Origin of the sequence: Streptomyces sp. NPDC057099 (assembly GCF_042671245.1) — a bacterium.
In the GTDB taxonomy this organism is placed as follows: Bacteria; Actinomycetota; Actinomycetes; order Streptomycetales; family Streptomycetaceae; genus Streptomyces; species Streptomyces purpurascens.
Genome location: NZ_JBHUTX010000006.1, coordinates 179067 through 190820, shown reverse-complemented (window position 1 = coordinate 190820; position 11754 = coordinate 179067). Strand labels below are relative to the sequence as shown.

Genomic DNA, 11754 nt, shown 5'->3' with positions numbered 1-11754 from the left:
CAGGTGTCGAGCAGCAATCCGCTGCGTGACCCCGCGGACCGACGGCTCCCGCGTATCGCGGGGCCGTCGGGCCTGGTCATCTTCGGCGTCACGGGCGACCTGTCACGCAAGAAGCTCATGCCCGCCGTGTACGACCTCGCCAACCGGGGTCTGCTGCCGCCGGGCTTCTCGCTGGTGGGCTTCGCGCGCCGTGAGTGGGCGCACGAGGACTTCGCACAGGAGGTCCACGACGCGGTCAAGGAGCATGCTCGCACGCCCTTCCGCGAGGAGGTCTGGCAGCAGCTCATCCAGGGCATGCGCTTCGTGCAGGGCACGTTCGACGACGACGACGCCTTCGAGCGGCTGCGCTCCACGATCGAGGAGCTGGACAAGGCACAGGGCACGGGCGGCAACTTCGCCTTCTACCTCTCCGTGCCGCCGAAGTCCTTCCCCGTGGTCATCCAGCAGCTGAAGAAGCACCAGCTGGCCGACCAGCAGGGCGGCTCCTGGCGGCGCGCGGTCATCGAGAAGCCCTTCGGGCACGACCTGAAGTCGGCCGAGGAGCTCAACAAGGTCGTCCACGAGGTGTTCGCGCCGGAGCAGGTCTTCCGGATCGACCACTACCTCGGCAAGGAGACCGTCCAGAACATCCTGGCGCTGCGCTTCGCCAACACGATGTTCGAGCCGATCTGGAACCGGTCCCTCGTGGACCATGTGCAGATCACCATGGCCGAGGACATCGGCATCGGCGGCCGGGCCGGGTACTACGACGGCATCGGCGCCGCCCGTGACGTCATCCAGAACCACCTGCTCCAGCTGCTGGCCCTCACGGCCATGGAGGAGCCGGCCTCCTTCGACGCGGACGCGCTGGCCGCCGAGAAGACCAAGGTGCTCGGCGCCGTGCGGCTGCCGAAGGACATGGGCCGGGACACCGTGCGCGGCCAGTACTCGGCCGGCTGGCAGGGCGGCGAGAAGGTGACCGGCTATCTGGACGAGGACGGCATCAACGCCTCGTCGAAGACCGACACCTACGCCGCGATCAAGCTGGAGATCGACAACCGCCGCTGGGCGGGCGTCCCCTTCTATCTGCGCACCGGCAAGCGGCTCGGCCGCCGGGTGACGGAGATCGCGGTCGTCTTCCAGCGGGCCCCGCACTCCCCCTTCGACACGACGGCCACCGAGGAACTGGGCTCCAACGCGATCGTCATCCGCGTCCAGCCGGACGAGGGCGTGACGGTCCGCTTCGGCTCGAAGGTCCCCGGCACGTCGATGGAGATCCGGGACGTGTCCATGGACTTCGCGTACGGCGAGTCCTTCACGGAGTCCAGCCCCGAGGCGTACGAGCGTCTCATCCTGGACGTTCTCCTCGGTGACTCGAACCTCTTCCCGCGCACCGAGGAGGTCGAGCTGTCCTGGAAGATCCTCGACCCGATCGAGGAGTACTGGGACGAGAACGGCAAGCCCGCCCAGTACCCGGCCGGTACCTGGGGGCCCGTCGAGGCGGACGAAATGCTCGAGCGACACGGACGGAGCTGGCGCCGGCCATGAAGACAGACCTGACGGACACCACCGCCAGCAAGATCAACAAGGCGCTGGTGCAGGGCCGCCGGGCGATCGGCACCCCGGCGGTCGGCATGGTGCTCACGCTGGTCATCGTGACGGACGAGGAGAACGCCTACGACGCGCTGAAGGCGGCGAACGACGCCTCGCACGAGCATCCCTCGCGCACGCTCGTCGTCATCAAGCGCGTCTCCCGCTCGCCCCGCGACCGTACGCAGTCCCGCCTGGACGCGGAGGTCCGCCTGGGCGCGGACGCCGGCTCGGGCGAGACGGTGGTGCTCCGCCTGTACGGCGAGGTGGCCGAGCACGCCCAGTCGGTGGTGCTGCCGCTGCTGCTGCCGGACGCCCCGGTGGTGGTGTGGTGGCCGGTGAACGCGCCGCTCGACCCGGCGAAGGACCCCCTCGGTGCCCTCGGCCAGCGCCGTGTCACCGACACCTACGCCTCCGAGCAGCCGGTACGGGACCTGGCGACCCGGTCGGGGACCTACACCCCCGGTGACACGGACCTGTCCTGGACCCGCATCACGCCCTGGCGCTCCATGCTGGCGGCGGCCCTCGACCAGGTCACCTGCGAGGTCAGGGCCGTCGAGGTGGAGGGCGAGGAGTTCAACCCGAGCTGCGAGCTGCTGGCGATGTGGCTCGCGGACCGGCTGGACGTGCCCGTGAAGCGCTCACTGTCCGGCGGCCCCGGTCTGACGGCGGTCCGCCTGGACACCAACTGCGGCCCGATCAAGCTGGACCGCCCGGACGGCTCCCTCGCCACGCTCTCCATCGACGGCCAGCCGGACCGCGGAGTGGCGCTCAAGCGCCGGGACACGGCCGAGCTGATAGCGGAGGAGCTGCGGCGGCTGGACCCGGACGACACGTACGCGTCGGCCCTGCGGTACGGGGTGGACCGGCTGAAGTCCTCCTGGTCGGCTCCGGCCCCTCGGGTCTCCGGGGAGTCGGTGGCCAAAGGAGAGAGCGGAGAGCCCAAAAGTGACGGGCGAGGCCGCCTCGCCCTCCCCGCTCCCGTCGAAAGGGCTGCGAAAGCACCCGCTGCGGAAGCGACGGCGCAGGAACCGCTGAAGCAGGAAGCGCCCGCGCTGGAACCGGTACGGAAGGCTACGACGAAGTGAGGGCTACGACGAAGTGAGTACGGCACCGCAGCTGGTCGTGCACCGCGACAAGGAGCTGATGGCGCAGGCCGCGGCGGCCCGGCTGATCACGAAGATCGTGGACGCCCAGGCCTCCCGGGGTTCGGCGTCCGTGGTCCTCACGGGCGGCCGCAACGGCAACGGCCTGCTGGCCGCCCTGGCCGCGGCGCCCGCCCGGGACGCCGTCGACTGGAGCCGGCTCGACCTCTGGTGGGGCGACGAGCGATTCCTGCCCGAGGGCGACCCGGAGCGCAACATCACGCAGGCGAGGGAGGCACTGCTGGACGCGGTGCCGCTCGATCCGAAGCGGGTGCACGCGATGCCCGCGTCGGACGGTCCCCACGGCGCCGACGTGGACGCGGCGGCTGCCGCGTACGCGGAGGAACTGGCACGGGCGGCCGGCCCGGAGAACCACGGACCCGTCCCAACGTTCGACGTCCTGATGCTGGGCGTCGGCCCGGACACGCATGTCGCGTCCCTGTTCCCGGAGCTGCCGGCGGTCCGGGAGACGGACCGTACGGTCGTCGGCGTCCACGGCGCGCCCAAGCCGCCGCCGACCCGGGTGACGCTGACCTTGCCTGCGATCCGGGCGGCTCGTGAGGTGTGGCTCCTGGCGGCGGGCGAGGACAAGGCGCAGGCGGCGGCGATCGCGTTGTCGGGCGCGGGCGAGATCCAGGCCCCTGCGGCGGGGGCGTACGGCCGCAGCCGGACACTGTGGCTGCTGGACGGGGCGGCGGCCTCTCAGCTCCCGCGCTCGCTGTATCCGCCGGCGTCGGCCTGACGTACCAGGGGGCTCCGCCCCCTGGACCCTCGATCCTTCGCCCACCCACCACCCGATGCGGTCAGCCAGGAGGCTGGACTCGCGAGTTGCCCCTTTCAAGGGCAGTTTCGGGTGGTGGGTCGGCATAGGCGGGGGGTCCAGGGGGCGGAGCCCCCTGGTCGTGCATCGGCAGCGGCTACTTGACCGACCCCGCCATCACACCCTGCACAAAGTGCTTCTGGAACGCGAAGAACACGACCACCGGAACCACCAGCGACACGAACGCCCCCGGCGCCAGCACATCGATGTTGCTGCCGAACTGCCGGATCTGGGACTGGAGTTCCACGGTAAGCGGCTGCGACGCGCTGTCCGCGAACAGCAGCGCCACCAGCATGTCGTTCCACACCCACAGGAACTGGAAGATGGCCAGGGAGGCGATCGCCGGCCGCCCCACGGGCAGCACGAGTCGCGTGAAGATACGCCACTCACTGCCCCCGTCCATGCGCGCGGCCTCCAGCATCTCCTTCGGGATCTCGGAGAAGTAGTTCCGCAGGAGGAACACCGCGAACGGCAGCCCGTAGGCGACATGGAAGAGCACGACACCCGGGATCGTCCCGAACAGCCCCAGCTGCCCGAAGAGTTTCGCGACCGGCAGCAGCCCGATCTGCACGGGCACCACCAGCAACGCGACCACGACCAGGAAGATCGCCTCCCGCCCGGGGAAGTCCAGCCACGCGAAGGCATACCCCGCGAGCGCCGCGATGACGACGACCAGCACCGTCGTCGGCACCGAGATCAGCACCGTGTTCCAGAACGCCGTAGTGATCCCGGCGTTCCCCAGCAGCTCCGAGTAGTTGTCGAAGGACAGCTGCCCCGGGCTGGAGAACACCGTCCACCAGCCGCCCTTCGCGGTGTCCTCGGCGGACCGCATCGAGGACAGGAACAGCCCGGCCAGCGGCGTCATCCACACCAGGCCCACGATCACGAGGAAGGCCTGGACAACTCCGTTGCCCAACCCGCGCCGAACTGCGTTCATCGCTGGCTCCTTCGGAAACGGCGGACGTTGAACACCATGGCCGGAACCACCAGCAGCAGGAGCAGCACACCGAGCGCGCTGCCGAGGCCCTGGTTGTTGCCGCCGCCGAACGACACCAGCCACATCTGCGTCGCGAGTACGGTCGCGTCTTCCTGTACCGGCCCGGGCGCGATGATGTAGACGAGGTCGAAGACCTTCATCACGTTGATGACCAGGGTGATGAAGACGACCGTCAGGACGGGTGCCAGCAAGGGCACCGTGATCCGACGGAAGATCTGCCACTCGTTGGCGCCGTCCATGCGCGCCGCCTCCAGCGTGTCCCGCGGGAGCGTCGCCAGGCCCGCGCCGATGAGCACCATGGAGAAGCCGGTCCAGATCCACAGGTACGCGCCGATGATGGCCGGTGTGACCAGCGCGGGTCCGAGCCAGGAGACGCCCTCGTAGGGCGGGGCGAAGTTGGAGGACGGCAACTGCACCGCGTAGGAGCCCGGTTCGAGGCCCTGGAAGCGGAAGGAGCCGTCGGACGCGGTGGTCGCCGTGGCGACCGCCTTGCCGTCGCGCACCGCCTCGACCTTCATCTCGGGCAGTCCGCTCTCGCGCCGGTCGACCTTGCCCTGCTCCCCTCCCCCGCCGGGCGTGAAGTCCAGGTAGACCACGCCGCGCACTTCGTCGGCGGCGGCCTTCTGCCCCGCCGCCGCGTACGCCGGCTTCGTCCCGCCCGGCAGGTCGTCGGGCAGCACCCCGACCAGTGGGAGCGTCACCGCGTTGCCCGGTGACACGCTCTGGCTCGTGCGGTACGACCCGTCCTTCTCCTTCGTCAGACCCTGCCCGTCACGTCCCCGGGCCGTCGGGTAGGACGAGGAGCCCTCGAACGCGTCGTGGACGGAGACGACCGCCGCGTTGAGGACGCCCTTGTCGGGGTCCTCGTCGTAGGCGAGGCGGAAGATGATGCCGGCGGCGAGGAAGGAGACCGCCATCGGCATGAAGAGGAGCAGCTTGAAGGCCGTGGCCCAGCGGACCTTCTCCACCAGGACGGCCAGGATCAGCCCGAGGCCGGTCAGCAGGGCCGGTGCGACGACGACCCAGATGGCCGTGTTGCGGACGGCGTTGAGGGTCGCCGGGTCGCTGAACATCTCGGCGTAGTTGTCGCCGCCGACGAAGGTCGTCCCGGAGGCGTCGAAGAAGCTGCGGCCGATGCTGAACAGCACGGGGTAGACGACGAGCGCGCCGAGCAGCAGCAGCGCGGGCAGCACGAACAGCAGGGCGATGACCTTGCCGCGCCGGCGCAGGCGCCGCGTGCGGTCGGCGACCGTGCCGGGCGGCGGGGGACTCGTCTCTTTCACGAGGGTCGCTGTCATGACGTATCAGTCCTGGTACGCCTTGGCCGCCGCGGCCTCCAGCTTCGCCGCGGTGCCCTTCGGGTCGGACGGGTCGCGCAGGAAGTCCTGGAGCAGCTTCCACTCGCCGGTGCCCTTCGTACCGCCGAAGGCCGCCGGGGCCTGGTCGGACATGTCGAAGCGGACCGAGTCCGAGTCCCCGGCCTGCACGAGGGACTTGGCGGTGGCGCGGGTGACGTCGTCGCCGTACTTGGCGAGGTCGAGCTCCTTGTTCGGGGAGAGGAAGCCGCCCGCCTCGGCCCACACCGCGGAGGCCTCCGGCGTGGCCAGGTACTCCGTGAGAGCCTGCGCGGCCTTCTGGTTCTTGCCGTCCTTCAGGACGGCGGCCGCGTCACCGCCGCTGACGACCGGCGCCTCGCCGCCGCCGACCGCGGGGAACGGGAAGAAGTTCGCGTCCTTCCCGACGGTCTTCCCGAACTGGTCCTTGGCGACGCCGGCGACGAAGTCGCCCTCGTAGACCATGCCGGCCTCGGGCTCCGGCCCGAAGACCTTCTCCACGGAGCCGGGGAAGTCGGTGTTCAGGGCGCCCTTCTGGCCGCCGGCGATGAGCTGCTTGTCCTTGAAGAGCTTGCCGAGTGTGGTGAGGGCGTCGACGACCGACGCGTCGGTCCACTTCAGCTTGTGCGCGGCGAGGGCGTCGTACTTCTCGGGTCCGGCCTGGGAGAGGTAGACGTTCTCGAACCAGTCGGTGAGGGTCCAGCCGTCCTGTCCGGCGACGGAGAACGCGGCGAGCCCGGAGTCGGACACGGTCTGGCCGGCCTTCAGCATCTCGTCGTACGACTTGGGCGGCTTCACGCCGGCCTGGGCGAGGGCGTCGGGGCTGTACCAGACGGTCGACTTGTGGGCGGCCTTGAAGTACAGGCCGTAGAGGGTGCCGTCGACGCTGCCGTACTTCTTCCACACGGGGGCGTACCCCGCGTCCACGGACTGCTCGGTCTTCTTCGACAGCGGCTTCAGCCAGCCCTTGGCGGCGAACTGCTTGAGGACGCCGACCTGCGGGACCATCACGACGTCGGGGGCGTTGCCGCCCTCGATCTTGCTGCCGACGACGGTGGAGACGTTGTCGCCGGTGGACGTGAACTGCGTCTTGGCGCCGGTCTTCTCGGTGAAGGCGTCCAGCACCTTCTGGAAGTTCTTCTGCTCGGTGCCGGACCAGACGCCGGCCACGGTGACCGTCTGGCCGCTGAGGGCCTTGTCGCCGCCTCCGGCCGCGACGGGGCCGCCGCCGCAGGCGGTCGCGCCGAGCGACAGGGCGAGGGCGGTGCAGCCGGCGAGCAGGGTGGTACGTCGTCGCATCATCGTTGATGTCCCTTCGGGGAGTTGACTTGCGGGGAGTTCAGGAACGGATCCACCAGGCGGCCGTGGAGCCGGGCAGTACCCCGGCGGGGCAGGGGCCGCTGGCGAGCAGGGGGGTGCCGGGGACCGGCGCGGGGGTGGGTGCCGTACCGAAGTTGACGGCGCACACCAGGTCGTCGCCGCGGGCGAAGGCGAGGACGCCGGGCGGGGCGTCCAGCCAGCGCAGGGTGCCTTCGCCCAGCTGGGGCAGGGTGCCGCGCAGTTGGAGGCCGTCGCGGTACAGGTGCCAGAAGGAGCGGGTGTCGGCGAGGGCGCGGTCGGTGGCGTACTCGGCGAAGTACTCCGGCTGCGGCAGCCACGGCTTGGCGCTCTCCTCGCCGGAGGTGAAGCCGAAGGGCGAGGCCTGTCCCGACCAGGGCAGCGGCACCCGGCAGCCGTCGCGGATGCGGGCCCGGCTGCCGGTGCGGTGGAAGATCGGGTCGGTGAGCACGTCGTCGGGCAGGTCCACGACCTCGGGCAGGCCGAGCTCCTCGCCCTGGTAGATGTAGGCGGCGCCGGGCAGGGCCAGCATCAGCAGCGCGGCGGCGCGGGCCCGGGCGGCGCCGAGGCCGCTGCCTTCGGTGGCGGGTTCGCCGTAGCGGGTGACGGTGCGGACCTGGTCGTGGTTGTTGAGGACCCAGGTGACCGTCGAGCCGGTCCCGGCGATGTCCTGCATGGCCTCGGAGATGACCTTCTGGAAGGCGTCGGGGTCCCAGGGGGCGCTGAGCAGGTCGAAGAAGAAGGCCTGGTGGAGTTCGTCCGGGCGGACGTACCGGGCGTGCTCGCGGGCGGTCGGGACGGAGACCTCGCCGACGAGGAGGCGCTCGCAGCCGTCGCGCTCGGTGTAGTCCTCGCATATGGAGCGCCAGCGGCGCCACACCTCGTGGACCTCGGGCTGGTTCCAGGCGAGCGGGTTGACCGAGTCGCGGGTGCGGGCGTCGGCCTCCGGGTCGTCGGAGTCGGGCAGCTCGGGGTGCTTGTAGAGGCCGGCGGCGACGTCGATGCGGAAGCCGTCGACGCCCCGGTCCAGCCAGAAGCGCAGGACCCGGTCGAACTCGGCCGCGACCTCCGGGGTTCGCCAGTTCCAGTCGGGCTGCTCGGGCGTGAACATGTGCAGGTACCACTGGCCGGGCCGCCCGTCCGCCTCGGTCACCCGGCTCCACGCAGGGCCGCCGAACATCGCGTGCCAGTTGTTGGGCGGCTCGTCGCCGTCCGGGCCGCGGCCGTCGGCGAAGTGGAAGCGGGCGCGGGCCTCGCTGCCGGGAGCCGCGGCGAGGGCCTCGCGGAACCAGGGGTGCTCGCTGGAGCAGTGGTTCGGGACGATGTCGAGCAGCACCTTGACGCCCAGCCTTCGCGCGGCGCCCACCAGCAGGTCGAACTCGGCGAGGTCGCCGAAGAGCGGGTCGACGTCGCAGTAGTCGGCCACGTCGTAGCCGTGGTCGTGCTGCGGCGAGGGATAGAAGGGGCTCAGCCAGATCCCGTCGACGCCGAGCTTCTTCAGATACGGCAGTCCGGCCCGGACGCCGGCGAGATCGCCGATGCCGTCGCCGGTGCTGTCGAGGAAGCTGCGGACGTACACCTGATAGATCACTGCGTCACGCCACCAGTGGTGCCTGTTCAACCCATCGACCTGTCTCTGTGGAGGGGCAGCGGTTATGCATGCATGTTAAGTAGGCGTGTCGCGAGGGTGTCAACGAAAAGACAGAAGCTACCGAGGAGTTGAGGTAGTAAAATTGGGTATCAAACGGGCATATCTCAGCCAGATGAGACGTCCGCGTTACCTAACAAGTAACTAGAAGCGGGTCACTGGAAGCCGCTGGAAGCCCTAGCCGCGCGAGATGACGGCGAGTTCTCGTGCCAGACGGCGCACCGCCGCCGTCGGCGTCTCGTGCCCGGCCATCGCGTCGTGCACGACCGCCTGGACGACCAGGCTGACCTGGTCGTAGCGCGGGCTCTTGGGGCGCGGCGCGGCCGCGAGCACGCTCTCGCGCAGGGTCGGCAGATACGGGAACCTGCGGATGAGCTGCGGGTCCTTGTACAGATCGGCCCGTACGGGCGGCAGCGCGCCACGGGTGAGGACCTGGCGCTGGACGCCCTCACTGGTGAGGTACGCGATCAGACGGGCGGCCGAGTCGGGATGCCGGGCATGTGAGCTGACGGCCAGGTTGGAGCCGCCGAGGACACTCGTCCCCGGCCCGTCCCGTCCGGGCAGCGGCACGGCGCCGATCTTCCCGGCGACCCGGGACCCCGGGGCGGAGGCGCCGACGTACGCGTACGGCCAGTTCCGCAGGAAGAGCAGCCGGCCGTCCTGGAAGGCCTGCTTGGACTCCTCCTCCTTGTAGGCCAGCGCCTCTTTCGAGATCCAGCCCTCTCGCACTCCGCGGGTCAGGAAGCCGATGCCCTCGCGGGCCGCCGCCGAGTCGACGGTGACGCGTTCGCCCTCGTCGCCGAGGATCGAGCCGCCCGCCGAGTAGACGGCTTCCGCCGCGTTGACGGTGAGGCCCTCGTAGGGGAGGAACTGCCCGGCGTAGCCGTCGAGTCCGTGCTTCGGGGCGATGGTCTTCGCGTACCGCTCCAGTTCCGCCCAGGTGCGCGGCGGTGCGACGCCCTCCTCGGCGAGGACGTCCTTGCGATAGAGGAGCAGACCGGCGTTGGTGACGTACGGGACGGCGTACAGCTGTCCGTCGTAGGTCGCCGTGTCGACGACCGGCGGGAGGAAGGTCCTCAGCGGGAAGCGGTCGCGGGGCAGGGGTCTGATCCAGCCCGCGGCGGCGAACTCCGAGGTCCAGTTGACGTCGATGTTGAGCACGTCGAACCGGCTGCGGTCGCCGTCGCGCAGGTCGGTGGCCATCTGCGCCTGGGTCTCGTCGGCCGAGTCGGGCAGCTCGACGAGGGTCACCTTCTCGCCGGGGTGGGTGCGGTTCCAGCCCTCCAGCAGGGGGCCGAGATAGCCGGTGAGGTCTCCGGCGGTGGCCAGGGTGAGCGGTCCGCGACCGCCGTCGGCCGGCTCGCCCGCCTGCGCTCCGGCGGCGACGTAGCCGGTCATGACCACGACGAGAACGAGAAGGCCCCTACCCGCGGCATGGATCCACCGCATAGGTTCCTCCCTGTGCACCGGCGACGGGCACCCTTGCCCGGAATCAGAGGCCATGTATACCTGTTAGGTATGGGCGATACTAGGGTCTGGAGCACATTGACCGGACAGGAGGACTGCACGCGTGCGCCTGCACCTCCTGGCACTCCTCGCCCGCGGCCCCGCCCACGGCTACGAGCTCAAGCAGGACCTTGAGCAACTGCTGGGCTCCGCGTACCCTCAGCCGAATGTCGGCCAGATCTATGTGACCCTCGGCCGCCTCGAGAAGTCGGGACTGATCGAGGGCGAGGACGTGGCGCAGTCCAGCCGGCCCAATAAAAAGGTCTACCACCTCACCGACGCCGGGCGGGAGGCGCTGCGCGCCTGGTTCGAGGAGCCCGAGGACGAGCCGCGGGTACGGGACGACTTCTTCATGAAGCTGGCGCTCGCTCCGCAGACCGGGCTCGCCGATCAGATCTCCCTGATCAACCACCAGCGGCGCCAGTATCTGAACACCATGCGGCAGCTGTCGAAGCTGGCCGCCGCCGAGAACCGCGACAACCGCATCGCGCAGCTGCTGATAGAGGGCGCGATGCTGCACCTGCAGGCCGATCTCGACTGGCTGGAGCGGTGCCAGGAAGAGCTGGAGGAGCTGGAGTGAGCGACGACCGTCCCGCTCCTGTGCTGCGCGCCGAGGGGCTGGTGAAGACGCACCACGGCGAGGGCGCGCCCGCCCATGCCGTGCGCGGGGCCGACCTGTGCGTACGGCAGGGCGAGTTCGTGGCGATCACCGGCCCGTCCGGCGCCGGGAAGTCGACGCTGCTGCATCTGCTCGGCGGGCTCCAGCGGCCGGACGCGGGCCATCTCTGGCTCGACGGCGAGTCCACCGACACCTACAGCGAGGCCCGCTGGGCGGTGGAGCGCAGGAAGCGGATCGGGATCGTCTTCCAGTTCTTCAACCTGGTGTCCAACCTGTCCGTCGCCGACAACGTGGAGCTGCCCGCGCTGCTCGCCGGGAGTTCGCCGAAGCGGGCGCGCACCGAGCGCGAGCAGCTGCTGGCCGAGCTGGGCCTGACGGGCAAGGAGCGCAGCATGCCCGGCGAGCTGTCCGGCGGTGAGCAGCAGCGGGTCGCCCTGGCCCGGGCCCTGGTCAACCATCCCCCGCTGCTGCTGGCCGACGAACCCGCCGGCAGCCTCGACAGCAAGGGCACCCGCGAGGTGATGCGGCTGCTGTCCCGCTTCCACCAGCGCGGCCAGACGATCCTGCTGGTCACGCATGACGCTCGGCTGGCGAGCGCCGCGGACCGGGTGATCAGCTTCTTCGACGGCCGGATCGCCGACGACGCGGAACTCGACGGCGGCACCCCACCGCGCCGGTCCGGCATCTCCGGTGTGCTGGAACTCAAGGACTGACATGCGGGTGAAGAGCTGACATGCGGGTGTACGACGGCTGCCCGGCGTCCGGGCCGAGAGGCTGA

General features: G+C 70.3%; 10 protein-coding genes. 5 read left to right on the top strand and 5 right to left on the bottom strand.

Features of this window, described 5'->3' with window-relative positions:
- The first annotated feature begins 3 nt into the window (after positions 1–3).
- From zwf to pgl, 3 genes are read left to right on the top strand one after another with little or no spacing between them, the layout of a single operon-like run.
- Complete coding sequence (zwf, locus tag ACFT4A_RS11295) at positions 4–1527, top strand: glucose-6-phosphate dehydrogenase (RefSeq protein ID WP_382828121.1); 1524 nt, start codon at positions 4–6, stop codon at positions 1525–1527.
- Positions 1524–2657 carry a glucose-6-phosphate dehydrogenase assembly protein OpcA gene (gene opcA / locus ACFT4A_RS11290; RefSeq protein WP_382828118.1) on the top strand — a complete coding sequence of 378 codons (1134 nt, stop codon included), beginning with the start codon at positions 1524–1526 and terminating at the stop codon, positions 2655–2657. The genes zwf and opcA overlap by 4 nt, the downstream gene beginning before the upstream one ends.
- 13 nt (positions 2658–2670) lie before the next feature.
- The gene (gene pgl, locus ACFT4A_RS11285; protein WP_193480695.1) at positions 2671–3456 is read left to right on the top strand and encodes a 6-phosphogluconolactonase; all 786 of its coding nucleotides are present in this window, start codon (positions 2671–2673) and stop codon (positions 3454–3456) included.
- Between the two features lie 175 nt (positions 3457–3631).
- On the opposite strand, the gene ACFT4A_RS11280 is transcribed toward pgl, so the two are convergent.
- From ACFT4A_RS11280 to ACFT4A_RS11260, 5 genes are all read right to left on the bottom strand, one after another.
- A complete protein-coding gene (locus ACFT4A_RS11280) occupies positions 3632–4471 on the bottom strand; it encodes a carbohydrate ABC transporter permease (RefSeq protein WP_382828115.1) in 840 nt (279 codons plus the stop codon).
- Positions 4468–5829: an ABC transporter permease subunit gene (locus tag ACFT4A_RS11275; RefSeq protein ID WP_382828112.1), complete on the bottom strand. Its 1362-nt coding sequence runs from the start codon at positions 5827–5829 to the stop codon at positions 4468–4470. The genes ACFT4A_RS11280 and ACFT4A_RS11275 overlap by 4 nt, the downstream gene beginning before the upstream one ends.
- A 6-nt stretch (positions 5830–5835) precedes the next feature.
- Entirely contained in the window at positions 5836–7167 is a 1332-nt protein-coding gene (locus tag ACFT4A_RS11270; protein ID WP_382828111.1) for an ABC transporter substrate-binding protein, read from the bottom strand.
- 37 nt (positions 7168–7204) lie between these two features.
- Positions 7205–8824 carry a glycoside hydrolase family 13 protein gene (locus tag ACFT4A_RS11265; protein ID WP_382828108.1) on the bottom strand — a complete coding sequence of 540 codons (1620 nt, stop codon included), beginning with the start codon at positions 8822–8824 and terminating at the stop codon, positions 7205–7207.
- A 204-nt stretch (positions 8825–9028) separates the two neighbouring features.
- Positions 9029–10300: an ABC transporter substrate-binding protein gene (locus ACFT4A_RS11260; protein ID WP_382828106.1), complete on the bottom strand. Its 1272-nt coding sequence runs from the start codon at positions 10298–10300 to the stop codon at positions 9029–9031.
- A 121-nt stretch (positions 10301–10421) separates the two neighbouring features.
- Here ACFT4A_RS11260 and ACFT4A_RS11255 point away from each other — a divergent pair, with 121 nt between their 5' ends.
- Both ACFT4A_RS11255 and ACFT4A_RS11250 read left to right on the top strand, forming a co-directional pair.
- Positions 10422–10937 carry a PadR family transcriptional regulator gene (locus ACFT4A_RS11255; RefSeq protein ID WP_382828103.1) on the top strand — a complete coding sequence of 172 codons (516 nt, stop codon included), beginning with the start codon at positions 10422–10424 and terminating at the stop codon, positions 10935–10937.
- Complete coding sequence (locus tag ACFT4A_RS11250; RefSeq protein WP_382828102.1) at positions 10934–11689, top strand: ABC transporter ATP-binding protein; 756 nt, start codon at positions 10934–10936, stop codon at positions 11687–11689. Before ACFT4A_RS11255 ends, ACFT4A_RS11250 begins: the two co-directional genes overlap by 4 nt.
- Positions 11690–11754 lie beyond the last annotated feature (65 nt).